A 23,814-nucleotide genomic window follows, 5' to 3' on the forward strand; every position below is an offset into this window, starting at 1 on the left:
CGATCAAGGCCCGGCTGGAGTCCGGAACACCCCCGCTCGCGCGGGGACCACCAAAGGCCAACCAGGACACGGCCGCGCTCACCCGGAACACCCCCGCTCGCGCGGGGACCACCGGTTCGCGGGTCAGGTCCATCAGTGGCTCTCCGGAACACCCCCGCTCGCGCGGGGACCACACCCGGCCGTACTGCTCCGGCGAGTGCGTCGTCGGAACACCCCCGCTCGCGCGGGGACCACAGACTCATCAGCGGGCCGCCGGAGAGCACCAACGGAACACCCCCGCTCGCGCGGGGACCACCCGTCCTCGCCGTCCCAGCGCTTCAGGGCTGCCGGAACACCCCCGCTCGCGCGGGGACCACGCAGTCACCGAGGTCGGCGAGCAGAGCCCGCAGCGGAACACCCCCGCTCGCGCGGGGACCACGTCTGCGAAGCCGTTGCAGGCGTCGCACCACACGGAACACCCCCGTTCGCGCGGGGACCACGGACTGGCTGAGCGTCAGCTCGGGTGCGCCCAGGGAACACCCCCGCTCGCGCGGGGACCACTCCGCGAAGGCGCCGGTCATGGCCTCGACGAGCGGAACACCCCCGCTCGCGCGGGGACCACGGGAGCGCCGCTTTGCTGGTCGATCGCAGTTGCGGAACACCCCCGCTCGCGCGGGGACCACGTATCCCTCGTCGGTCTCATGGGCGCCATCAACGGAACACCCCCGCTCGCGCGGGGACCACTCGCTGAGTACGCCGTTCGTCTGGTGACTGATCGGAACACCCCCGCTCGCGCGGGGACCACTGCGGGGTCGGCGTCCCAGAGCGCGCGGCTGACGGAACACCCCCGCTCGCGCGGGGACCACGCCATCCGCCGCCGTGCACCAAAAGCCGGAGTCGGAACACCCCCGCTCGCGCGGGGACCACAGCGCCTCGCGCATCCCGAGTGGAGCGCGGAGAGGAACACCCCCGCTCGCGCGGGGACCACGAGGACTCCCACGAACGCTGCGCACACACCGTCGGAACACCCCCGCTCGCGCGGGGACCACGCGTATCACAACAGGTCAGGGCCCCGAACGAACGGAACACCCCCGCTCGCGCGGGGACCACTCGCTGATCTTCACGCGGGCGGCGATCGTCTCCGGAACACCCCCGCTCGCGCGGGGACCACCTCACCGAGCGCACCGAGGCCACCGTCCGCGGCGGAACACCCCCGCTCGCGCGGGGACCACTCTTCCTGACGTGCAGGTTTATAACCGCTTTGCTGTTTCTTGACCCATGAGTGTGTCGCTCACCTCTACATGCTGGCAGAGAACGAAAGCCGACAGCTCTGCCCGGCATCTCCCCACCAAAACGCACGCCTCGGGATCCCTCAGCTGCTCTCTCAGATTTCTGGCACCTCGCGTGTGCCGTGCTGCTAGGACGCCCCCCGGGGGGCCCGTACAGCTGGAGCCGATGAACTCCGCCTTAGACCACCCCGTACACGTACGGGCGCATCCACGAGTGCGTTGCCTCGGAGTCGAGGCTGTGGAGAGGTCGCTCACGGGCCGGAACAGTACGTACGGACCGGAACAGTTCGGTGCCTCATGACAACGGCCCCGTCAGGTCGGTGGCCGTGACGACGTCGTCCCGTCAGGCGGCGTACGTCAGACGGAGAGTTCGCTGCTCTTGACGGCGGCGACGAACCGGGACCAGCCCTGGGCGGAGAAGTTCAGCACGGAGCCGGCGGGGGTCTTGCTGTCGCGTACGGGGACTGTGGCATGGCCGTCCGCGACTTCGAGGCAATCGCCGTTGGCCCCACCGCTGTAGCTGGACTTGCGCCAACCGGTCAGGGCCACGTCGTCAGTGGCAGGCTCGTTGGTGTGCATGTTCGTGCTCCTTCGCGATGCTTCTGACGAGCGCCATCGACTTTTGCCGTGAGGCCGCGTCACTCATTGCGAGAGTGTAGGAGGTGTGACAGGCCTCAACCAGCGCCGGATCATCCACCAAGCGCCCGTTGTGCACTCCTTCGAGGTACGCCAGCGGGGCCGCGTCTGCGAAGGACAGCAAGTAGAGCATGCCCTCCAGGAGGGCATGCGCTCCTGTTGCGAGAGGCAGCACATGCAGGCGCAGGCGGCCCGCGTCGGCCATGTCCGCCACTTTGTGAAGCTGCTCGGCCATCACCTGCGATCCGCCGACCCGGCGCCTGAGTGCTGCCTCATCGAGAAGAATCCACGTGACCGGCGCTGACGGCCGCTCCAGCAGCGAGGCTCGATTGGCTCTGCTGACAACCAACTCGTCAAGCTCCTCGGCGCTGTAGTTCGGGCGGTATGCCTCGAACACGGCCCGTGAATACGCCTTCGTCTGGAGCAGCCCCGGGATGACCGAGCCGCCGTAGTGACGGATCTCCGTGACTTCCCGCTCCAGCTCGGCGACTTCCGAGAAGTAGTGAGCGAACGCCGGTTCCAGATCCGCCAACCACCGCTCGAAGAACCCGTCCGTCCCGAGCGCCCGGTCGATCAGCCGCGCGTCGTCCGGGCTCGGCAGGCGTCGCCCCGCCTCGTAGTGGCTGATGAGCGTCGGTGAACAGACGACCTGTTCGGCCAGAGCTTCCTGCGTCAGACCGGCGGCGAACCGTCGTAGCTTCAGTTCCTCGCCGTACTTCTGACGTGCCGTACGCGGCTTCTCGTCCGGCTTCATACGTGTCCAACTCCTTGACCTGACCAGCGTGCTGTCATGCCCGACCCCCTGGCGGCGCAGCGAACGATGACCTCACTCTGTGATGAGTTCGCTACGCAAAGGTAGCGGCTGATCTCGGGCCGAGAAGTGCGAACCGAGACACCGAGAGCTCCGTGACCGACGCGACCGGCCCGGGAGCACGGCCATCCCCGGAAAGCAGGCTGACGATGAACCTCGCTATCGCCCGACTCCTCACGCTGGCAAGGAGTTTGCTGACCGACGCACGGCGTCGACAACACCCCTCGGACTCGGACTCGGACTCGGACACGGACTCGGGCACGGACTCGGACACGGACACGTACGTGTGCCCCTACTCCTGCGCGTACGTCGCCGGGCCGACCGTCCACCGCACCGGCGAGCGGCCTCCGTGCGGCGAGGACAGTCCGCTGGTGCGTCCGTACTTTCTGGCGCACGAGCAGCGGGTGGCCGGGGAGTGCGCCGTCGAGGCGAGGCGGCGGCGTGTCCGGGGCGGGGCGCTGCTTGTCGCCGTCCATGGGGTACAGCTCGGCCAGGGCGCGGAGGTCGGGGCATGAGGGTGGGCAACGAACGCACCGGTGACGGCTTCGGTAACCGCCCCGACGCCCCCGTCCCCGTGATGCGGCTGCTGCCGTGGACGGGCATCGGCGGAAAGCCCTGCTACGTCGTGGGCGACGGCAGCGGCCGCGTCTCACGGATGGCCGACGAAGTGGAGAGCGTCCAGCTCGACATGGCTGACGAACTGCTGGGCCACGCCGCCGATCTGCTGGACGATCAAGGAACCACCGAACAGCAGCTCCGCTTCCTCGCCGGTCGGCTGACCGAATCGCTGCTCCAGACCGTGCGCATCGCCGAGAGCCGCGGGACCTGGCTCGAAGAGAGCCTGCCGGACCGGCCGGAACCGCGCGCCAAGACCCACGCATCGGATGAAGATCCTCCGTGAGCCGACGCGCGGCAGGAATCCTTCCGGCATGCGGCCGCTTCCCCCTGACCCGCGCCACCCCCGTACCCCTCCCCGCACCCGTTCGCGCCGCCCCCACACTCGCCCGCGCCGTTTCCTTACGCGTACACCCACCCACGCACATACGCGCCGCCTCGTACATGCACGTACCCACGCACGCACGTGCGCTCCGGCCCGCGCCCCCGTGCTGTCAGTGCCACCCGGTAGCGTCGGAACATGTCCAACATGGCCGTCCTTGAAGGGGTCCTGGAGAGGATCACGTACGCCAACGAGGAGAACGGGTACACCGTCGCCCGCGTCGACACCGGGCGTGGAGCCGGTGACCTGCTCACGGTGGTCGGTGCGCTGCTCGGCGCGCAGGTCGGTGAATCGCTGCGGATGGAGGGGCGTTGGGGCTCGCACTCCCAGTACGGGAAGCAGTTCACCGTGGAGAACTACACCACCGTGCTGCCCGCCACCATCCAGGGCATCCGCCGCTACCTCGGCTCGGGGCTGATCAAGGGTATCGGGCCGGTGATGGCCGACCGGATCACCACGCATTTCGGGGTCGACACCCTGGACATCATCGAGCAGGAGCCGAAGCGGCTCGTCGAGGTTCCCGGCCTCGGCCCCAAGCGCACGAAGATGATCGCGGCCGCCTGGGAGGAACAGAAGGCGATCAAGGAGGTCATGGTCTTCCTCCAGGGGGTCGGCGTCTCCACCTCCATCGCCGTCCGCATCTACAAGAAGTACCAGGACGCCTCGATCTCCGTCGTGCGGAACCAGCCCTACCGCCTGGCCGCCGACGTCTGGGGTATCGGCTTCCTGACCGCCGACAAGATCGCCCAGGCCGTCGGCATACCCCACGACAGCCCGGAGCGGGTCAAGGCGGGCTTGCAGTACGCCCTGTCCCAGTCCTCCGACCAGGGGCACTGCTTCCTCCCCGAGGAGCGGCTCATCGCGGACGGGGTGAAGCTGCTTCAGGTCGACACCGGGCTGGTCATCGAGTGCCTGGCCGAGCTGGCCGCCGACCCGGAGGGCGTCGTACGGGAGAGGGTGCCGTCCCCTGAGGGCGGCGATCCGGTCACCGCCGTCTACCTGGTCCCCTTCCACCGGGCCGAACTGTCCTTGGCCGGTCAGGTCAGGCGGCTGCTGAGCACCGGCGAGGACCGGATGCCCGCCTTCCAGGACGTCGACTGGGACAGGGCGCTGGATTGGCTCGCCACGCGTACGGGGGCCACTCTCGCCCCGGAGCAGAAGGAGGCCGTAAGGCTCGCGCTGAGCCGGAAGGTGGCCGTCCTGACCGGCGGGCCCGGCTGCGGGAAGTCGTTCACCGTGCGGTCCATCGTCGAGCTGGCGCGGGCGAAGAAGGCCAAGGTGGTGCTCGCCGCCCCCACCGGGCGGGCCGCCAAGCGGCTCTCCGAGCTCACCGGAGCCGAGGCCTCCACCGTGCACCGGCTCCTCGAACTGAAGCCGGGCGGGGACGCCGCGTACGACCGGGACCGGCCGCTCGACGCCGACCTGGTCGTCGTCGACGAGGCCTCCATGCTCGATCTGCTGCTCGCCAACAAGCTCGTCAAAGCCGTGGCACCCGGTGCCCACCTCCTCTTGGTGGGCGACGTCGACCAGTTGCCCTCGGTCGGGGCGGGGGAGGTGCTGAGCGATCTGCTCGCGGACGGCGGCCCGGTCCCCGCCGTCCGGCTGACCCGGATCTTCCGCCAGGCCCAGCAGTCGGGCGTGGTCACCAACGCACACCGGATCAACGCCGGACAGCACCCGCTCACCGAGGGACTGAACGACTTCTTCCTCTTCGTGGAGGACGAGACGGAGGACGCGGGGAAGCTCGCCGTCGATGTGGCGGCCCGCCGCATCCCCGCCAAGTTCGGCCTCGACGCCCGCCGCGACGTGCAGGTCCTCGCCCCGATGCACCGCGGCCCGGCCGGTGCGGGTCATCTGAACGGGCTGCTCCAGCAGGCGGTCACCCCGGGCCGCCCCGACCTCCCCGAAAAGCGGTTCGGCGGCCGCGTCTTCCGGGTCGGCGACAAGGTCACCCAGATCCGCAACAACTACGACAAGGGTGAGAACGGCGTCTTCAACGGCACCGTCGGCATCGTCACCGCCCTCGACGTGGACGAGCAGCGGCTGACCGTCCGCACCGACGAGGACGAGGAGATCGGCTACGACTTCGACGAGCTGGACGAGCTGGCCCACGCGTACGCCATGACCATCCACCGCTCCCAGGGCAGCGAGTATCCGGCCGTCGTCATCCCCGTCACCAACAGCGCGTGGATGATGCTCCAGCGCAACCTCCTCTACACGGCGGTGACCCGCGCAAAGAAGCTCGTGGTGCTGGTCGGGTCCCGTAAGGCGATCGGTCAGGCCGTCCGTACGGTTTCCGCAGGCAGACGCTGTACGGCACTGGATTTCCGGCTCCGGGGCGGCTCCGGAGAAGACTTCCTGTGATCACGGCGAAAAAATGATCGATCAAATCGGTGGGAAACATCACGGAGGTCTTCCGGAACCGCGGCCGACGGGGCAGGATGAGTAAATTGGCGGCACTCAGTGCCGTCAGTAGGTCCAATGGACGACCCCGAGTGCACTCTCCTGAGCCGAATGGGGGAGGGTGGAGACAGTCAGGGCACCTCGAAGAAGAGGCACTACGTCGGTGAGGGATGACGTGAGCGAGCACACCAACAACGCTGTGGTACTGCGATACGGCGATGACGAGTACACCTACCCGGTGATCGACAGCACCGTCGGCGACAAGGGCTTCGACATCGGGAAGCTCCGGGCCAACACCGGCCTGGTCACCCTGGACAGCGGATACGGCAACACCGCCGCCTATAAATCCGCCATCACGTACCTCGACGGCGAGCAGGGCATCCTGCGCTACCGCGGCTACCCGATCGAGCAGCTCGCCGAGCGTTCCTCGTTCCTGGAGGTCGCGTACACGCTGATCAACGGTGACCTCCCCAAGGTCGACGAGCTGGCCGCCTTCAAGAACGAGATCACCCAGCACACGCTGCTGCACGAGGACGTCAAGCGCTTCTTCGACGGCTTCCCGCGCGACGCCCACCCGATGGCCATGCTGTCCTCGGTGGTCAGTGCCCTGTCCACGTTCTACCAGGACAGCCACAACCCGTTCGACGAGGAGCAGCGTCACCTCTCGACGATCCGCCTGCTGGCGAAGCTGCCGACGATCGCCGCGTACGCGTACAAGAAGTCGATCGGGCACCCCTTCGTCTACCCGCGCAACGACCTCGGCTACGTCGAGAACTTCCTGCGCATGACCTTCTCGGTCCCCGCCCAGGAGTACGAGCTCGACCCGGTCGTCGTCTCGGCCCTGGACAAGCTGCTCATCCTGCACGCGGACCACGAGCAGAACTGTTCGACCTCCACCGTGCGTCTGGTCGGCTCCTCGCAGGCGAACATGTTCGCCTCGATCTCCGCCGGCATCTCGGCGCTGTGGGGCCCCCTGCACGGTGGCGCCAACCAGTCGGTGCTGGAGATGCTGGAGGGCATCCAGGCCAACGGCGGCGATGTCGACTCCTTCATCCGCAAGGTGAAGAACAAGGAGGACGGCGTTCGCCTGATGGGCTTCGGCCACCGGGTGTACAAGTCCTTCGACCCGCGCGCCAAGATCATCAAGGCTGCCGCCCACGACGTGCTGTCCGCGCTCGGCAAGTCCGACGAGCTGCTCGACATCGCGCTCAAGCTGGAGGAGCACGCGCTCTCCGACGACTACTTCGTCTCGCGCAACCTCTACCCCAACGTGGACTTCTACACCGGCCTCATCTACCGGGCCATGGGCTTCCCGACCGAGATGTTCACCGTGCTCTTCGCGCTCGGCCGCCTGCCCGGCTGGATCGCCCAGTGGCACGAGATGATCAAGGAGCCCGGCTCCCGTATCGGCCGCCCGCGCCAGATCTACACCGGCGAGGTCCTGCGTGACTTCGTCCCCGTCGAGGGCCGCTGACCCCAGCCCCTCCGTAGTCCCCGGCCTCCTCGGCCGACTGCCTTCGCCCCGCGTACCGCGCCTCGCACAGAGCGCGCGGTGTCCGGGGCGATTCGGCGTTACGGGGGCGGGGTCGGGGCGGGGTGCCCTCGGCCGGGCGCTGGGCGCTTCGGCCTGGCGCGGGGCGCTGCGGCGAGCGGCGGCGTCCCGGGTGCGGGGCACGTGACTCTGGGGCGGCCGGAAGCTGGGCCGGGCGCGCTGCCGAAAAGGGAGAAGCGCCCCGCCGCCGATCCCCCCACGGGTCGACGGTCAGGGCGCTTCCCATATCCCGGAGCGGATTCCCCCCACGGGATCCGGCCGGGCGTCTGCCGGGAGCCGAGGCTCCCGTTGTTCTGTTGTGCTGCGGTACGCCGGGGTACGTACGCACGGGAGGGCCGCTCAAAGCTCCCCGGTGCACGTGCCCCGGCCAACGCATGCCATCAGGAGCGTCCCCCAAGACACTCCGTCGGACGTCCCCCAAGACATCCTTGGCAGTCGCACTCTAAGACTCTCGAACCCACTGGATGGTTACCCTGAAACCAGTGTGATCTAAATCTCTTTGTGCATGTTACGTGAAGGCACGCAACCGAAGGCTGTTCGTGACGACGAACACGGACGAAAACGCCATGGCGGCTCCCGCGATCATAGGGTTGAGCAGGCCACTTGCAGCCAGGGGCAGAGCCACGACGTGGTACCCGAAGGCCCAGAAGAGGTTGCCCCTGATGATGGCCAGAGTACGCCTGGAAAGGCGGATTGCGTCAGCTGTCACCTTGAGATCTCCACGAACTAGTGTGAGGTCGCTCGCCTCGATCACCGCATCCGTCCCGGTACCCATCGCCAGCCCCAGATCCGCCGCGGCCGGAGCCGCCGCGTCGTTCACCCCGTCCCCGACCATCGCGACGACCTTCCCCTCGGCCTGGAGACGTTTGATGACGGTGACTTTGTCCTCGGGCATGGCTTCGGCGTAGATCTCGTCGATGCCTACTTCGGCTGCGACGGTCCGGGCGACGGTCTGGTTGTCGCCGGTGAGGAGGATGGGGGTCAGGCCGAGGGTGCGGAGGCGGCGGATGGCTTCGGCGCTGGTGTCTTTGACGGCGTCGGTGACTTCGATGATGGCTCGTGCCTGTCCGTCCCAGGCGACGGCGATGGCGGAGTGCCCGTGGTGGGTGGCGTGGGCGGGGGCGGTGGTGGACTGGGTGGCGTGCGGTTTCGCTTCGGCGTCGCGGGCCGGGTCGTCGTGGACGCGGTTGTCCTCGCCGCCGCCACCACCGCTCCCGCCGTCGGATCCGGTGCCGGGGACGGGAGGAGCGGGGGGCCTCGTGGCCGCCGTCGCCCCGGCCGGGGCCGAAGCCGGGGCGCGGGTCGGGCTGCGCTTCGGCGGTGCGACGGGGCGGGCGGTGCAGCCGGTCTTCTCGACCGTTGCGCTGAGTTCGGCCAGCTCCCGTCCCTCCCCGAAGGAGACGCGGGCCTTCTCGGTCGCCTAGTTCACCGTGGCGGTGACGCCGTTCATCCGGTTGAGCTTCTTCTCAACGCGGGCGGCGCACGACGCACAGGTCATCCCGCCGATCATCAACTCGGCCTCGGAGGCGTCGGCGGCCGGGATCCCGGCTGTTGCCGTGCGGGCCATGTGTCCGAACTCCTGGATGACGCAGGTCGGGCCGTACCCCTCCAGTATCGACTGGCGGGGTAAGGCCCGACCTGAACGGAGTGGTGCGGCTCCGCCACGGCCTCAGGCGGCCTAGGCGGCCGTGCGCCTCAGGCGGCCGTACCGACGAGCTCGTACCCGGCCTCGTCCACGGCGGCGCGGACCGCCTCCTCGGCCAGCGGAGCCTGCGACTCCACCGTCACCAGCCCGGTGGCGGCGACGGCCTTGACCGAGGTGACGCCCGCGATCTCCGCGATCTCCTCCGACACCGCGCCCTCGCAGTGGCCGCAGGTCATGCCCGTGACCTGGTAGACCGTGGTGACCGCGTCGGACGAGATCCGCACGTCGGCCGCACCGTCGTGGCAGGAACCGGTGGGCGAGCAGCAGGAGCCGGTGGACTGGAGGGTCTCGGTCTCGGCGGTCATGGCGTTCTCCTCTTCGGGAACGCGTTCCTCGGAACGCGTCGCGGTTCGGCGGTCGGGGCGGGGCGGGGCGCGGCCGGACTCAGGGCTCCGGGTGCCTCACCTTCCCTCGAATATACCCCTACGGGGTATGAATGCGTCGCACGGGCCCCGCGTCGGTGGCGGCAGGTCCGTCGGGTCCGTCGGGTCCGTCGGGTTCGGCGGGCGCGACGGGTTCGGCGGGTTCCAGGGCGAGGTGGGCGGAGCTCAGCACGGCGCGTCGTCGCCGACCAGGGGGTCCAGGTAGCGGAACATCATCGTCTTCATCTCCTGGATGTACGCCTCGCGCTCCGCGCCCTCGTTGGCCATGATCAGGTCCAGCCCGGCCGTGAACAGCATGAAGCTCATCTCGGCGACCCGGCGGATCTGGGCGGCGGGCACGTCGGGGAGGTAGTCCGCGAGCACCGACTCGACGCGCGTCAGCATCACGGCGTGCACGGTGTCGTGCTCCTGGGTGATCCGGCCGGGGATCTCCGATCCGTGCATCAGGACGGCGAACGCGGGGTTCTCGCAGTTGAAGGCGATCAGCGGGTCGAGGACGGTGTCCAGCATGCGATCGAGTGGCAGGTCGGTGCGGGTCTGGTCGAAGGCGGCGCCGTAGGTGTCGCGCCAGCGGTTGAGCAGGTGGTCGCCCAGTTCGACGGCGATGGCTTCCTTGTTGGGGAAGAACTGGTAGAGCGTGCCCGGTGAGACCCCGGCCTGGCGCGCGATGGCGTTGGTGCTGGACGCGGTGTAGCCGTTGGCGGTGAAGACATCTGCCGCGGCCTGGAGCAGTTGGGCGATGCGGGCCTCGCCGCGGGCCTGGCGGCGGCGCGGGCGCGCGGAGTCCGCGGCTCCGGCGGCGCGCTCGCCCGCGCCTCCGTCCTCGGCGCCCTGCGGCGCGGTGCCCCTCGTGGCTCTGGCCTCCGACACGGTCAATCCCCGGCTTCCGTGATGCGATTGACAAACGCGAGTCATCACTCGCATTCTAGAGGAACGCGAGCGAACACTCGTGTTTGCCAGGTTACGTGGCAACGACTGACCCATGCTGCCTCGTGCTGCCCGGGTCTGGGTGAAGGGGACACCGCACCATGCCCGAAGTCAACCGACCCGAGCCGCCGCCCGTCGGCGGCTGGACCCGGTTCGTCACCGCCCGGCCGCGGCTCGCCCTCCTGGCGGCCCTGGTGATCACCGCGCTCGCCGTGTTCGCCGGGAGCGGGGTGGCCGACCGGATGGGCAGCGGCGGCTGGCAGGCCCCCGACGCCGAGTCGTCCTACGCGACGGAGGTCCTGGAGCGGGAGTTCCCGGCCTCCCAGCCCAACCTGCTGCTCCTGGTGGACAGCGGCACGGCGACCGTCGACGATCCGGCGGTGGCCGCCGAGGCCGCCCGGCTCGCCGAACGGCTGGACGCCGAGCCGGGTGTCTCGGGCATCGGCTCCTACTGGCAGAACGCCTCGCCCGCGCTGCGCTCCGAGGACGGCCGCGAGGCGGTCATCGCCGCGCGGATCGGGGGCGACGAGAAGGCGGCGGGCGAAACACTCGAACGGATAGCCCCCGACTTCGCCGGTGAGCGCGGGCCGGTGCGTGTCTCCATCGGCGGTCCCGTCGCCGTGCAGCACGAGATGCAGGAGATCATCCAGGAGGACCTGCTGCGGGCCGAGTTGATCGCCCTGCCGGTGACACTCGTCCTGCTGGTCATGGTGTTCGGCAGTGCCGTCGCCGCGATGCTGCCGCTCGGCGTCGGCATCGTCGCGATCCTGGGCACCAACGCGGTGCTGCGGGGCCTGACGGAGTTCACCGACGTCTCCGTCTTCGCCATGAACCTCACCACGGCGCTCGGCCTCGGACTGGCCATCGACTATGCCCTGTTCATCGTCCGCCGCTTCCGCGAGGAGCTGTCGGCCGGGGCGGACACCCGCACCGCGGTCGGGACGACCCTGCGGACCGCCGGGCGGACCGTGCTGTTCTCGTCGCTGACGGTGGCGGTGTCGCTGTCGGCCATGCTCGTCTTCCCGCAGTACTTCCTGAGGTCCTTCGCCTACGCCGGGATCGCCGTGGTCCTGCTGGCGGCGGCCGCAGCGCTGATCCTGCTGCCGGCGGCGCTCATGCTCCTCGGCCCCCGGATCAACGCGTGGGACCTGCGCCGCCTGCTGCGTCGCCGGAGGAAGGGCGGCGCGGCCGGCTCCGCGTCCGCTCCCGCCGCGGGCGAGGTCCGGGGCGCGGCCGAGGGCCGGGGCGCGAGCGAGGGGCGGGAGAACGCCGAAGGCCGGGAGGCCGGCGAGGGGTGGGCCCGGCTCGCCGTGCTGGTGATGCGCCGGGCACCCGTTTTCGCCATCGTCACCACGGTCGGGCTCCTGCTGCTCGGGCTGCCTTTCCTCGGCGCCAAGTTCGGCACGGCCGACGACCGCCAGCTGCCGACCGGCGCGGAGTCCCGCGTCGTCCAGGAACACCTCCGCGAGGCCTTCCCCGGCAGCCCCGGCGGCGGCCTGGAGATCCTCGCGGAGGGATCCGGCACGCCCGCCGCGTACGGAGCGCTCAAGGACCGGATGGAGCGGATCCCCGGCGTGCTGCGGGTCGACGGCCCGGTCACCGCCGACTCCGTCGCGTACTACAGCGTGCTGCCCGAAGGAGAAGCCGTCGGCGAGGAGACCCAGCAGCTCGTGCGGGACCTGAGGGCCGTGGATTCCGGCTCCCTGGAAACGTCGGTGACGGGCGCCGCCGCGGTGCTGGTGGACTCCAAGGACGCCATCGCCGACCGGCTGCCCTGGGCGCTGGGCGTCATCGTCGTGGCGACCCTGCTCCTGGTGTTTCTGATGACCGGCAGCGTGCTGATCCCGCTCCAGGCCGTCGTGCTCAACGCCCTCAGCCTGACCGCGATGTTCGGGGCGATGGTCTGGGTCTTCCAGGACGGGAACCTCTCCGGAGTGCTGGCCTTCACCAGCACGGGCGACATCGAGACCACCCTGCCCGTCCTGATGTTCTGCGTGGCCTTCGGGCTCTCCATGGACTACGGGGTCTTCCTCATATCCCGGATCAAGGAGGAGCACGACCGGACCGGCGACCACGAACACTCCGTCACCTTCGGCCTGCGGCACACCGGCGGGCTGATCACCGCGGCCGCTGTGATCCTCGCGGTCGTCATGGTCGCCATCGGCACCTCGCGGGTGACCAACACCAAGATGCTCGGACTCGGCATCGCCCTCGCCGTCCTGATGGACGCCATGGTGGTGCGCGGCCTGCTGGTGCCCGCGGTGATGAAGCTGATGGGTCCCGCCACCTGGTGGGCCCCCGCGCCGCTGCGGGCCTTCCACCGGAAGTTCGGCCTCAGCGAGGGGGACACGGCCCCGGCCGCCCCCGGCGGGCCGGATGCCCCGAACGCGCCGGACGGCTCGGCCGCCGAGCGGTCCGGGCAAGCCCGGAGCGCTCCGGACACGCCGGGCGGCTCGGACGCGGAGGACATATCCACGGCCGACCGTGGCGGAGGCAGGGTCACCACCGGGGCGTAGGGCCTGTCGCCCGAGCCGGTCCAGGGCGGCGTCAACCGACCTCCCGGAGTTTCGGGAAAGGTGATGTGACCTGGGGATTAGCGCTCGTGCTCGGGAGAATCGCGGCAGCGGAGAGGGGGGCCGGGTGGACCGGACCGTACGACCGGATCTACGACTCCGGGTGCTTCCACCACCTGCCACCCCACCGCCGTATCAGCAATCTCTCCCTCCTGGAGCGCTGTCTGGCTCCCGGCGGGCATCTTCGCCCTGACCTGCTCTTCGCGGCCGGGGAAGGCGGTATGGGCTCGGAGCTGTCGGACCGGGACCTGTACCGAAGTGGCGGGATGCAGGGCGGGCTTGCCGACACCCTGGAAGCGCTGCGCCGCGTCGTCGCCGGTCTGACGGAGGTCGAACTGCGGCGAATGGCCGACGAGGCGCCCGCGTCCCCGCGCTTCGGAAAGCCTTCCTCTGGACGGCGCTGTTCCGGTCAGCCGCCGTCCAGGGTCAGGCGGGCCCTTCGGCGTAAACACTCCGGTCCAGGCGCTCCGGTCCAGGCGCTCCGGTCTGTATCGCGCTGGGTGGCGGGGTGTCAGCGGCCTCGATTGCGGGGGCGGGAGGCGACCCAGGCGCGGACGGTGTCTCCGTACCAGTACGGCTTGCCGTTCTTCACCTGGTCGGGCGGGGGCAGGAGACCGTGCTTGCGATAGGAGCGGACCGTGTCCGGCTGGACCTGAATGTGCGCGGCAATGTCCTTGTAGGACCAGAGTGTTTTGTCCGTCATCCGTGACACCTCTCTGCACTTCTCTGCTCTGCTCTACGGCGCTCCGCGGTGGCGGGCCGCGAGGCTCGTCGGGGCCGTCACGGAGCGCAAGTTGACGATCACTCAGCCTGTGCTCGGATGAACGCCCCGGGGCGACAGGCGGGGTGGGGCTGTCGACCGGCTGTGACGGAAAACCCGCGTAACGGAGATATGTGTGGCGAAATGGTTACCGCTGTGGCAGAAAGGGCGAACGGGTATCGGTGTTGCGGGACGGTGCCGTGGTCGTGGGTGCGACCGGGGCTCGACAGGGTGACCGGCATCGGGACAGGGCGTTGTCAGACCCGGGTGCCACGATGGTGACCATGAGCACTGCCGAACGCCCGATGCCCCCACTGGAAGCCGACGAGCGCACTTCGTTGGAGAGCTGGCTCGACTTCTACCGCGCTACCCTGGCCCAGAAGTGCGAGGGACTCTCCGACGAGCAGCTGCGCGAGGCTTCCGCCGAGCCGTCGTCGATCACCCTGCTCGGACTGCTCCAGCACCTCGCGGAGGTCGAGCGGAACTGGTTCCGCCGGGTCCTCGCGCAGGAGGACGCCCCGCCGATCCACCCCGCTCGGGAGGGGGACAAGGCCCGGAGCGAGGGGCACGACGGCGGGTTCGACCTCACCGACGCCTCCTCGTACGAAGAGGCGTCGGAGCGGTGGCGCGCCGAGGTGGCCGTGGCCCGGGAGAACTGTTCGAGCCGCGCGCTCGACGACACCAGTCCGTTCGCGGGCGGACGGGTGACGCTGCGCTGGATCTACACGCACGTGATCGGTGAGTACGCCCGGCACTGCGGCCACGCCGATCTGATCCGCGAACGCGTCGACGGCCGCACCGGCGTCTGACGGCGGGCGGGGTGACGGGGTGACGCGGAAGGAGGGAAGGGGTGAAGGAGGAGGGGAGAGGGGGTTTCGCGGGGTGTCAGAGTCCGGAGCGTGGCGACCCGCAGGAGCGGAGGAACTCCCGGGTGCGACGGGCGATGGGGAGCGGCTTGTCCGGCGGGCACGGGTACATGTCCTGCTCCACGATCGCGAACAGGTCGACGTCCAGGGCGCGCGCCGCGTCCAGGACCGGTTCCAGGGCGGGGACGCCGCCGGGCGGCTCACACATCACCCCCCGCGCCACCGCCGGACCGAACGGGACCTCGTCAGCCACCACACCCGCCAGGATCTCGGGGTCGACCTGCTTGAGATGGAGATAGCCGATGCGTTCCCCGTACGTCTCGATGAGCTTGACGCTGTCGCCGCCGCAGTAGGCGTAGTGCCCGGTGTCCAGGCAGAGCGAGACCAGAGAGGGGTCGGTGGCGTCGAGGAAACGGCCGACGTTCTCCTCGGTGTCGATGTGGGTGTCGGCGTGCGGGTGGACGACGATCCGCAACCCGTAGCGCTCCCGCACCTCCCGGCCCAGCCGCTCCGTCTGGGTGGTCAGGTCACGCCACTGAGCGGGGGTGAGCGTGCTGTCCTCCAGCACCTCGCCGGACTTGTCGTCGCGCCAGAAGGAGGGGATCACGACCAGGTGTTCGGCGCCCATGGCCCGGGTCAGTTCGGCGATGTCCGCGACATGGGCCCAGGTCCGGTCCCAGACGTCGGGGCCGTGGTGCAGTCCGGTGAACACGGTGCCCGCGGAGACGGAGAGCCCCCGGCTGCGAGTCTCGTCGGCCAGCCGGGCGGGATCGGTGGGCAGATAGCCGTACGGACCGAGTTCGATCCACGTGTAACCGGCCTCGGCGACCTCGTCGAGGAAGCGTTTCCACGGCACCTGCCGCGGGTCGTCGGGGAACCACACCCCCCAGGAGTCGGGTGCCGAGCCGATACGGATACGGGCCGAGGAGCTGGCGGAGGCGGTCATATCGCCCAGCCTCAGGGCCCGCACGGAAGGGTGTCAAGGGTTCGTCCGAATGTCCGGACAAAATGTTGACAGGGTTCCCGGGGGAGGGCTAGACCTGGGACCAGCCGGCCACCGGCGGGGCGAACCGGCGGTTCGAAGGGATACGCATGCCTGAGCCGTACGATGTGACCACCCAAGTGCCCGAGCTGCCCGAGCTGCCCGAGCCGGACGATAGGACTGTCGGAGCGGCCGAGCCGTACGACGTGATCACCATGGGGCGGATCGGGGTGGACCTCTATCCGCTGGAGACCGGGGTGCCGCTCGCCGAGGTCGGGACGTTCGGCAAGTTCCTCGGTGGCTCCCCGACGAACGTGGCGGTGGCGGCGGCGAGGCTGGGGCGGCGCACGGCCGTGATCACCCGTACGGGAGAGGACCCCTTCGGGGACTATCTCCACCAGGAACTGCGCGAGTTCGGGGTGGACGACCGGTGGGTGACGGCGGTGGCCGCGTATCCGACGCCGGTGACCTTCTGCGAGATCTTCCCGCCGGACGACTTCCCCCTGTACTTCTATCGGCAGCCCAAGGCCCCCGATATGGAGATCGAGGTATCGGACGTCGACCTCGACGCGGTGCGCGCGGCGCGGATCTTCTGGATGACGGGCACCGGGCTCAGCGCCGAGCCCAGCCGGTCCGCGACGCTGGCGGCGCTCCGGGCCCGTGACGCCGACGACGGGCCGCCGGACCTGCCCGGAAGGCCCCGCACCGCGACCGTGTTCGACCTCGACTGGCGGCCCATGTTCTGGGACGGGGGCGACGCCGACACGGAGGCCCCCGCCCGCTACCGCGAGGCGCTCGCCCACGCCACGGTCGCGGTCGGCAACGTCGAGGAATGCGCCGTGGCGACCGGCGAGCGCGAACCGTACGCCGCCGCCCGTGCCCTACTCGCGGCCGGGGTCGAACTCGCCGTCGTCAAGCGGGGTCCCAAGGGTGTGCTCGCCGTCCACCGTGACGGGTCCACCGTCGACGTGCCACCGCTGCCGGTGGAGGTGGTCAACGGCCTCGGTGCCGGAGACGCGTTCGGGGGCGCGCTCTGCCACGGGCTGCTCGCGGGCTGGCCGCTCGACCGCGTCCTGCGGCACGCGAACGCCGCCGGGGCCATCGTCGCCTCCCGCCTTGCCTGCTCGTCCGCGATGCCTTTCCCGTACGAGGTCGACCAGGCCCTCGCGGACGGCGGCGTGAGCCGCAGCCCCGACGACGGCACCGGCCGCCACCCCGACCCTGGCCCCGGCGACGACGGCTCCGGCCGCCGTGCCGACAGCGGCCCCGGGGACGACTCCGGCTCCGCCTCCGCCCGCAGCTCCGCCCCCGGCCATAGCTCCGCCCCCGCTCCCGGCCGCGCCCCGGGGCGGGGCGACGGGAACGGAGCGCGGGCATGAGCGCGGTCGCCGCCTCCGTCACCGAGCTGGTCCGGCTGCGGGCCGAGCGCCCCGAAGCGGTGGCCGAGGCCGCCGCTCGGCGGAGGCGACGCCCCCTGCTCCGTGCCGGCGGTGACCGGCTCATGATTATCGCGGCTGACCATCCCGCCCGCGGCGCGCTCGCGGTCGGGGGCCGAGCCCTGGCCATGGCCAACCGGGTCGAGCTGCTGGACCGGCTGCGCCTCGCCCTCTCCCGCCCCGGGGTCGACGGGGTCCTCGCCTCCGCCGACGTCCTGGAGGACCTGCTGCTGCTCGGCGCACTGGAGGGCAAGGTCGTCATGGGCTCGATGAACCGGGGCGGGCTGGCCGGGGCGGCCTTCGAGCTCGACGACCGGTTCACCGGCCACCGCCCCGAGGACCTGGTCCGCCACGGCTTCGACGCGGGGAAGCTGCTGTTGCGCATCGACCACGACGACCCCGGTTCGCTGGACACCCTGCACTCCGCCGCCCGGACCATCGACGCCATGGCCGCGCACCGGCTGCCCGTCTTCGTGGAGCCGTTCCTCTGCCGCCGCGTCGACGGCCGCCTCCGCAACGACCTCGGCGCGACCGCCGTGGCGACCTCCATCGCCATCGCCTCGGGCCTCGCCGGGACGTCCGCGTACACCTGGCTGAAGGTTCCCGTCACCGAGAACCCCGACGACATGGGGCCGGTCATGGAGACCTCCACCCTGCCCGCCGTCCTGCTCGGCGGTGACGTCGGCGGGGACGAGGACACCGCCTACGAGAAGTGGCGCGTCGCGCTGCGGCTGCCCACCGTGCGGGGTCTCGTCGTGGGGCGCTCGCTGCTCTACCCGGCCGACGGAGACGTGGCGCGCGCCGTGGACACCGCCGTGTCGCTGTAGACGTCTCCCGTACGGGTGGGGAACGCCTCCCCGCACGGGCAGGGAACGCCTCCCGCACGGGTGGGTGTGGAACGGGCCCGTACGGACCGGGAACGGGCTCCCGTACGGGTCGGTGGGGAACGGCCTCCGTACGGGGTAGGGAGTGGAGCGGGCGACGGGCAGGGAGCGGGAAGGGAGTAGGACATGACGACGCATCACCCTCACCAGGACCGGCCGGAGCACCGCCAGGACGGTCCAGGAGGCCACCGCCGAGACCGACCTGAGCACCAAGACCCGCCGAAAGGGCACCGCCCGGACCCGCCGGAGGGTCACCGCCCGGACCGGTCGGGAGGGGCCTGCCCGGACCCGTCGGAGGGGCATCGGCGGCACCACCTGGTCGCCGGCAGCGCCGCGCGTGGCCCCTACGCCCTGGACATCGATCCCGAGCGGGCCGGGTGGGACCGGTCGAGCCTGCGGGTACTGGAGCTGGAACCCGGCGGTGTTCACACACTGGTCACCGGTGGGAGTGAATGGATCGTCCTGCCGTTGACCGGCGGCTGTACGGTGCACACAGCAGGTGAGACCTTTGAACTGCTGGGCCGGGAAAGCGTGTTCAGCGGGGTTTCCGACTTCGCTTACGTACCCCGCGACGCCCAGGCACAGATCGCCTCCGGCGCAGGAGGCCGCTTCGCCCTGGCAGGAGCGAGGTGCGAGCGACGACTCCCCGCTCGCTACGGCCCCGCGCCGGAGGTACCCGTCGAACTGCGTGGCTCCGGCACCTGCTCGCGTCAGGTGAACAACTTCGCCGCCGCGGACACCTTCGACTGCGACCGCCTGATCGCCGTCGAGGTCCTCACCCCCGGCGGCAACTGGTCCTCGTACCCGCCCCACAAGCACGACGAGCACGTCCCGGGCGAGGAGTGCGAGCTGGAGGAGATCTACTACTTCGAGGTGGAGGGCGGCGGCCTCGGCTACCACCGGGTCTCCCCGTCGCGCGACGGCGGTACGGACGTCCTCGCCGAAGTGCGCGACGGTGACGCCGTCCTCATCCCCGACGGCTGGCACGGTCCGTCGATCGCCCCGCCCGGCCGAACGCTGTACTACCTGAACGTGATGGCGGGGCCGGGGGAGGAGCGGGCCTGGCTGATCCGCGACCATCCCGACCACCGCTGGATCCGTGACACCTGGCCGGACGAGCCGGTCGACGCCAGACTCCCGCTGTACACGGCGCATCCGTCGCCCGGCCCGGAGGTAACGCCTTGAGCCCGACGAGTCCCGCGAACCCCGGTGGCCGCACCCGCCGCCTCACCACGGCGCAGGCCCTGATCGCCTTCCTGGCCCGGCAGTACACCGAACGCGACGGCCGACGGCAGCGGCTCATCGCCGCCACCTGGGGCATCTTCGGCCACGGCAACGTCGCGGGCATCGGCCAGGCGCTCGTGGAAGCGGGCCAGGCGGGTCCAGCAGGCCACCCGGGCCACCCGGGCGAGGGCCACCCGCGCCACCCAGGCGAGAGCCACCCGCGCCACCCGGGCAGTCCGAACCACCCGGGCCAGGCGCGAGGCAGCGGAACCGGTCACCGTATGCCGTATCTACAGGGCCGCAACGAACAGGCCATGGTGCACGCGGCCGTCGGGTACGCCCGCCAGTCGGGGCGGCTCTCCGCGCACGCGGTGACCACGTCCATCGGGCCCGGGGCCACCAACCTCGTCACCGGGGCCGCCCTCGCCACCGTCAACCGGCTCCCCGTCCTGCTCCTGCCCGGCGACACCTTCGCGACCCGGCCCGCCGACCCCGTACTGCAACAGCTCGAAGTGCCCTACGCCGGTGACGTGTCGGTCAACGACTGCCTGCGGCCCGTGTCGCGCTACTTCGACCGGATCACCCGGCCAGAGGCGCTGATCCCCGCGGCCCTCCAGGCGATGCGGGTCCTCGCCGACCCCGCCGAGACCGGGGCGGTCACGCTGGCGCTGCCGCAGGACGTGCAGACGGAGGCGTACGACTGGCCGGAGGAGTTCCTCGCCGAGCGGGACTGGCACGTGCGCAGGCCCGCGCCCGACGCGCTCGAACTGGAAGCGGCGGTCCGGGCGGTGCGCTCGGCCCGCCGCCCGTTGATCGTCGCGGGTGGCGGGGTCCGCCACAGCGCCGCCGAGGAGACGCTCGCCGCGTTCACCGCCGCGACCCGCATCCCGGTCGCCACCACCCAGGCGGGCAAGGGGGCCCTGCGCCACGACCACCCGGCCGACGTCGGGGGCGTCGGCCACACCGGCACCGCCACCGCGGACGAACTGGCCCGCACCGCCGACCTGGTGATCGGCGTCGGCACCCGCTACACCGACTTCACCACCGCGTCCGGCACGCTCTTCCAGCACCCGGGTGTCCGCTTCCTCAACCTCAACATCACCGGGTTCGACGCCCACAAGCTGGCCGCCCTCCCGCTCGTCGCCGACGCCCGGACGGGTCTCGAAGCGCTCAGCAGCGCGCTCGCCGGACGGCGCTACCGGGTCGACCCGGCGTACGAGACGGAGTACTCCGGCGCGAAGGAGGCGTGGGAGGCGCGGGTCGAGGCGTCCTTCGCCACCCCCGACCCCACCGCGCGCCCCACCCAGACCCAGGTCCTCGGTCTGCTCGACGCCCTGGTCACCGAGGAGGACATCCTCATCAACGCGGCGGGTTCGCTCCCCGGCGACCTGCACAAACTCTGGCGGACCCGCTCCCGCGACCAGTACCACGTGGAGTACGGCTACTCCTGCATGGGCTACGAGATCCCGGCCGCGATCGGCGTCCTCCTGGCGACCGCCGCCAAGACACCCACCGGGACCTCCGCGGGGACCCACGCCGGGACCCCCGCGGGAACCCCCGCCGGGACCCCTGCAGGAACCCCCGCCGGGATCACCGCAGGCAGCCGCTCTCCCCGCCCCGTCTGGGCGCTCGTCGGCGACGGCACGTATCTGATGAACCCCACCGAGGTCGTCACCGCCGTCCAGGAGAACCTGCCGCTGAAGCTGCTGATCCTCCAGAACCACGGGTACGCCTCCATCGGTGGCCTCTCCGGGACGGTCGGCGCGGAGGGCTTCGGCACGGCCTACCGCCACCGGGACGCCGAGGGCGGTTTCACCGGCCCGCCGCTCCCCGTGGACCTCGCCGCCAACGCGGAGTCGCTGGGCCTGCGCGTCCTGCGCGCCGCCACCGTCGACGACCTGCGCGAAGCCCTCGCCGAGGCCCGTGCCGCGGAGGGCCCCACTTGTGTCTACGTCGAGACCGAAACGCCCGACACAGTGTCGGGCCCCCCTCCGGCACAGGCGTGGTGGGATGTTCCGGTGGCCGAAACCGCGAGCCGACCGGCGGCGGTGAAGGCCCGGGAGGAGTACGACCGGCAGGTCGCCGCCCGACGCCGCCACCTGTGAAACCAGCCCCGCGCCCGCCTCAGGTGCTGCGGCCGGGAGCCCGGCCGAAGCCTGAAGCCCGAAGGAGTACGTCATGACGAAGACCGTCAACCACTGGATCGGCGGCAGGACGGCGGAGGGCACGTCGGGCCAGTACGGTCCCGTCACCGACCCGGCCACCGGCGCGGTCACCACGCGGGTGGCGCTGGCCTCGGCGGAGGAGGTCGACGCGGCCGTCGCGGCGGCGAAGGCCGCGTACGCCACCTGGGGGACGTCCTCGCTCGCCCAGCGCACCGCCGTCCTCTTCCGCTACCGCGCGCTGCTGGACGCCCACCGCGACGACATCGCCGCGCTGATCACCGCCGAGCACGGCAAGGTGCACGCGGACGCGCTGGGCGAGGTCGCCCGCGGTCTGGAGATCGTCGAGCTGGCGTGCGGGATCACCACCCAGCTGAAGGGCGAGCTGTCCACCCAGGTCTCCCAACGGGTCGACGTCTCCTCGATCCGCCAGTCGCTCGGCGTGGTCGCGGGCATCACGCCGTTCAACTTCCCGGCCATGGTGCCGATGTGGATGTTCCCGCTGGCCATCGCCTGCGGCAACACGTTCGTGCTGAAGCCGAGCGAGAAGGACCCGTCGGCCGCCAACCTGCTGGCCGAGCTGGCGTCGGAGGCGGGCCTTCCGGACGGCGTCCTGAACGTCGTGCACGGCGACAAGGTCGCGGTGGACGGCCTCCTGAACCACCCCGACGTGGCGGCGGTCTCCTTCGTCGGCTCCACCCCCATCGCCCGCCACATCCACGCCACCGCCTCCGCCAACGGCAAGCGGGTCCAGGCCCTCGGCGGCGCGAAGAACCACATGCTGGTCCTCCCCGACGCCGACCTGGACGCGGCGGCGGACGCGGCGGTCTCGGCGGCGTACGGCTCGGCCGGTGAGCGCTGCATGGCGATCTCGGCCGTCGTGGCGGTCGGCGCGATCGGGGACGAGCTGGTCGCGAAGATCCGCGAGCGCGCCGAGAAGATCACGATCGGCCCCGGCAACGACCCCGCTTCCGAGATGGGCCCCCTGATCACCGCGGCCCACCGCGACAAGGTCGCCTCCTACGTCACCGGCGCCGCCGCCCAGGGGGCGGAGGTCGTCCTGGACGGCACGGGACACACGGTGGAGGGCTTCGAGGACGGCCACTGGATCGGGCTGTCCCTCCTGGACAAGGTCTCCACCGACTCCGACGCGTACCGGGACGAGATCTTCGGCCCGGTCCTGTGCGTGCTCCGCGTGGACAGCTACGAGGACGGCGTCGCCCTCATGAACGCCTCGCCGTTCGGCAACGGCACCGCGATCTTCACCCGTGACGGCGGCGCGGCCCGCCGCTTCCAGCTGGAGATCCAGGCGGGCATGGTCGGCGTCAATGTGCCGATCCCGGTGCCGGTCGGCTACCACTCCTTCGGCGGCTGGAAGGACTCGCTCTTCGGCGACCACCACATCTACGGCAACGACGGCGTGCACTTCTACACCCGCGGCAAGGTCGTCACCACCCGCTGGCCCGACCCGGCGGACGCCCCGGCCGGCGTCGACCTCGGCTTCCCGCGCAACCACTGACCCAGTCCCCGCCCGCCCCCCGGTCACAGCCCGGGGGGCGGGCCCCGAAGTCCGCGTACTCCTCCCGGGCCCCGACGTCCGCGCGCCCCTCCCGGGCCCAGGGGGCCCCTGCACCCCTCCCGGGATCAGGGGACTCCTTGTACCCCTCCCTGGACCAGGAGGCCCTGCACCCCTCCTGGCATCCGGGAGACCCCGAACGCGCCCTGGTCCGACCCCGACCCCGCACCCGCTCCCGGGGCGCCGCCCCCCACTCGGGCCGAGCGCCGGGCCCGCTGCCCACCGGCCGGGACCTCCCCGCTACTGCGTGCCGAACTCCCATACCAGCACCGCGCATCCGCCGTCCGGCACCGCCCCCGCCGAGCGGTAGGTGGCCAGTGCCGCGTCGTTGTCCGGCTCCACGCCGACCCACACGTCGTAGCACCCGCGCTCCCGGGCGACGTCCACCAGCGCCCGCGTCAGGGCCCCGCCGATGCCCCGGCGGCGGAAGCGCTCGTCGACGCCGAGTTCGTACAGGCACATCTCGGAGCCCTTGTCCGGGTGGAGCATCTCGACGCCCGTCACGAAGCCCGCCGGGACGCCGTCCACGTAGGCGATCAGCATCAGGTGGCCGTCCGCGGCGAGGAAGCCGGCGGCCCACTCCGCGCGGGGCGGGGCGTCGAAGAGGTGGGCGGCGGCCCGCAGTTCCGTCACGGTCGTGGTGCGGCGAATGTCCACCATGGCCTCCCG

20 protein-coding genes, 2 pseudogenes and 1 CRISPR repeat array (1 of these 23 running past the window's edge) are annotated in these 23,814 nt (G+C 71.1%); of the genes and pseudogenes, 13 read left to right on the forward strand and 9 right to left on the reverse strand.

The features are described from left to right. A CRISPR array of direct repeats spans nucleotides 1–1,211; the repeat unit is 29 nt; unit sequence CGGAACACCCCCGCTCGCGCGGGGACCAC (it extends 1,745 nt beyond the left edge of the window). Between the two features lie 414 nt (nucleotides 1,212–1,625). Further along, nucleotides 1,626–1,847 carry a DUF397 domain-containing protein gene (locus ACIRRU_RS08030; protein ID WP_403677642.1) on the reverse strand — a complete coding sequence of 74 codons (222 nt, stop codon included), beginning with the start codon at nucleotides 1,845–1,847 and terminating at the stop codon, nucleotides 1,626–1,628. Beyond that, on the reverse strand, nucleotides 1,822–2,658 hold the full coding sequence (locus tag ACIRRU_RS08035) for a Scr1 family TA system antitoxin-like transcriptional regulator (protein ID WP_403677645.1): 837 nt from the start codon (nucleotides 2,656–2,658) through the stop codon (nucleotides 1,822–1,824). The genes ACIRRU_RS08030 and ACIRRU_RS08035 overlap by 26 nt, the downstream gene beginning before the upstream one ends. Nucleotides 2,659–2,864: 206 nt before the next feature. On the opposite strand from ACIRRU_RS08035, the gene ACIRRU_RS08040 reads away from it, so the two are divergent. The 4 genes from ACIRRU_RS08040 (at nucleotide 2,865) to ACIRRU_RS08055 (ending at nucleotide 7,589) form a co-directional block, all read left to right on the forward strand. Then, entirely contained in the window at nucleotides 2,865–3,230 is a 366-nt protein-coding gene (locus tag ACIRRU_RS08040) for a hypothetical protein (RefSeq protein ID WP_403677648.1), read from the forward strand. A 62-nt stretch (nucleotides 3,231–3,292) separates the two neighbouring features. Continuing rightward, a complete protein-coding gene (locus ACIRRU_RS08045; protein WP_403677880.1) occupies nucleotides 3,293–3,616 on the forward strand; it encodes a hypothetical protein in 324 nt (107 codons plus the stop codon). A 234-nt stretch (nucleotides 3,617–3,850) separates the two neighbouring features. Continuing rightward, nucleotides 3,851–6,076, forward strand: a complete 2,226-nt coding sequence (locus ACIRRU_RS08050; protein ID WP_403677651.1) for an ATP-dependent RecD-like DNA helicase — start codon at nucleotides 3,851–3,853, stop codon at nucleotides 6,074–6,076. A 214-nt stretch (nucleotides 6,077–6,290) separates the two neighbouring features. After that, the gene (locus ACIRRU_RS08055) at nucleotides 6,291–7,589 is read left to right on the forward strand and encodes a citrate synthase (protein ID WP_089115220.1); all 1,299 of its coding nucleotides are present in this window, start codon (nucleotides 6,291–6,293) and stop codon (nucleotides 7,587–7,589) included. 586 nt (nucleotides 7,590–8,175) lie between these two features. Here ACIRRU_RS08055 and ACIRRU_RS08060 read toward each other — a convergent pair. Then, nucleotides 8,176–8,790 (reverse strand): annotated as a pseudogene (locus ACIRRU_RS08060) (HAD-IC family P-type ATPase); the annotation flags it as partial. Nucleotides 8,791–8,926: 136 nt separating this feature from the next. Between ACIRRU_RS08060 and ACIRRU_RS08065 the strand changes: the two are divergent. Then, nucleotides 8,927–9,091, forward strand: coding sequence for a hypothetical protein (locus ACIRRU_RS08065; protein WP_403677654.1), 165 nt, complete (start codon nucleotides 8,927–8,929; stop codon nucleotides 9,089–9,091). Here ACIRRU_RS08065 and ACIRRU_RS08070 read toward each other — a convergent pair. From ACIRRU_RS08070 to ACIRRU_RS08080, 3 genes are all read right to left on the reverse strand, one after another. After that, on the reverse strand, nucleotides 9,088–9,234 hold the full coding sequence (locus tag ACIRRU_RS08070) for a cation transporter (RefSeq protein ID WP_403677657.1): 147 nt from the start codon (nucleotides 9,232–9,234) through the stop codon (nucleotides 9,088–9,090). The two genes, ACIRRU_RS08065 and ACIRRU_RS08070, sit on opposite strands and share 4 nt — an antisense overlap. 128 nt (nucleotides 9,235–9,362) lie before the next feature. Further along, nucleotides 9,363–9,677 (reverse strand): heavy-metal-associated domain-containing protein, encoded by a 315-nt coding sequence (locus tag ACIRRU_RS08075; RefSeq protein WP_403677660.1) that lies wholly within the window; start codon nucleotides 9,675–9,677, stop codon nucleotides 9,363–9,365. A 243-nt stretch (nucleotides 9,678–9,920) separates the two neighbouring features. Beyond that, on the reverse strand, nucleotides 9,921–10,625 hold the full coding sequence (locus tag ACIRRU_RS08080) for a TetR family transcriptional regulator (RefSeq protein WP_403677663.1): 705 nt from the start codon (nucleotides 10,623–10,625) through the stop codon (nucleotides 9,921–9,923). Nucleotides 10,626–10,783: 158 nt separating this feature from the next. Between ACIRRU_RS08080 and ACIRRU_RS08085 the strand changes: the two genes are divergently transcribed. Continuing rightward, nucleotides 10,784–13,198, forward strand: a complete 2,415-nt coding sequence (locus ACIRRU_RS08085) for an MMPL family transporter (RefSeq protein WP_403677666.1) — start codon at nucleotides 10,784–10,786, stop codon at nucleotides 13,196–13,198. A 101-nt stretch (nucleotides 13,199–13,299) separates the two neighbouring features. Beyond that, nucleotides 13,300–13,703 (forward strand): annotated as a pseudogene (locus tag ACIRRU_RS08090) (SAM-dependent methyltransferase); the annotation flags it as partial. A 63-nt stretch (nucleotides 13,704–13,766) separates the two neighbouring features. On the opposite strand, the gene ACIRRU_RS08095 reads toward ACIRRU_RS08090, so the two are convergent. Then, nucleotides 13,767–13,958 carry a MerR family transcriptional regulator gene (locus ACIRRU_RS08095; protein ID WP_363199593.1) on the reverse strand — a complete coding sequence of 64 codons (192 nt, stop codon included), beginning with the start codon at nucleotides 13,956–13,958 and terminating at the stop codon, nucleotides 13,767–13,769. 341 nt (nucleotides 13,959–14,299) lie between these two features. Between ACIRRU_RS08095 and ACIRRU_RS08100 the strand changes: the two genes are divergently transcribed. After that, nucleotides 14,300–14,824 carry a DinB family protein gene (locus ACIRRU_RS08100; RefSeq protein ID WP_403677669.1) on the forward strand — a complete coding sequence of 175 codons (525 nt, stop codon included), beginning with the start codon at nucleotides 14,300–14,302 and terminating at the stop codon, nucleotides 14,822–14,824. A 76-nt stretch (nucleotides 14,825–14,900) separates the two neighbouring features. Here ACIRRU_RS08100 and ACIRRU_RS08105 read toward each other — a convergent pair whose 3' ends face one another. After that, a complete protein-coding gene (locus ACIRRU_RS08105) occupies nucleotides 14,901–15,827 on the reverse strand; it encodes a sugar phosphate isomerase/epimerase family protein (RefSeq protein WP_403677672.1) in 927 nt (308 codons plus the stop codon). Nucleotides 15,828–16,078: 251 nt separating this feature from the next. Here ACIRRU_RS08105 and iolC point away from each other — a divergent pair, with 251 nt between their 5' ends. The 5 genes from iolC (at nucleotide 16,079) to mmsA (ending at nucleotide 23,088) form a co-directional block, all read left to right on the forward strand. Continuing rightward, nucleotides 16,079–17,242: a 5-dehydro-2-deoxygluconokinase gene (gene iolC, locus ACIRRU_RS08110; protein WP_403677883.1), complete on the forward strand. Its 1,164-nt coding sequence runs from the start codon at nucleotides 16,079–16,081 to the stop codon at nucleotides 17,240–17,242. Further along, the gene (locus tag ACIRRU_RS08115; RefSeq protein WP_403677675.1) at nucleotides 17,239–18,126 is read left to right on the forward strand and encodes a deoxyribose-phosphate aldolase; all 888 of its coding nucleotides are present in this window, start codon (nucleotides 17,239–17,241) and stop codon (nucleotides 18,124–18,126) included. The genes iolC and ACIRRU_RS08115 overlap by 4 nt, the downstream gene beginning before the upstream one ends. 372 nt (nucleotides 18,127–18,498) lie before the next feature. Then, nucleotides 18,499–19,368, forward strand: coding sequence for a 5-deoxy-glucuronate isomerase (gene iolB, locus ACIRRU_RS08120; RefSeq protein ID WP_403677886.1), 870 nt, complete (start codon nucleotides 18,499–18,501; stop codon nucleotides 19,366–19,368). Next, the gene (locus ACIRRU_RS08125; RefSeq protein ID WP_403677678.1) at nucleotides 19,365–21,512 is read left to right on the forward strand and encodes a 3D-(3,5/4)-trihydroxycyclohexane-1,2-dione acylhydrolase (decyclizing); all 2,148 of its coding nucleotides are present in this window, start codon (nucleotides 19,365–19,367) and stop codon (nucleotides 21,510–21,512) included. Before iolB ends, ACIRRU_RS08125 begins: the two co-directional genes overlap by 4 nt. Nucleotides 21,513–21,585: 73 nt before the next feature. Beyond that, nucleotides 21,586–23,088 (forward strand): CoA-acylating methylmalonate-semialdehyde dehydrogenase, encoded by a 1,503-nt coding sequence (gene mmsA / locus ACIRRU_RS08130; protein ID WP_403677681.1) that lies wholly within the window; start codon nucleotides 21,586–21,588, stop codon nucleotides 23,086–23,088. A gap of 297 nt (nucleotides 23,089–23,385) precedes the next feature. Here the strand turns inward: mmsA and ACIRRU_RS08135 are convergent, their stop codons facing one another. Continuing rightward, nucleotides 23,386–23,802, reverse strand: coding sequence for a GNAT family N-acetyltransferase (locus ACIRRU_RS08135; RefSeq protein WP_403677889.1), 417 nt, complete (start codon nucleotides 23,800–23,802; stop codon nucleotides 23,386–23,388). Nucleotides 23,803–23,814 lie beyond the last annotated feature (12 nt).

Origin of the sequence: Streptomyces sp. NPDC101181 (assembly GCF_044767975.1) — a bacterium.
Taxonomy (GTDB): domain Bacteria; phylum Actinomycetota; class Actinomycetes; order Streptomycetales; family Streptomycetaceae; genus Streptomyces.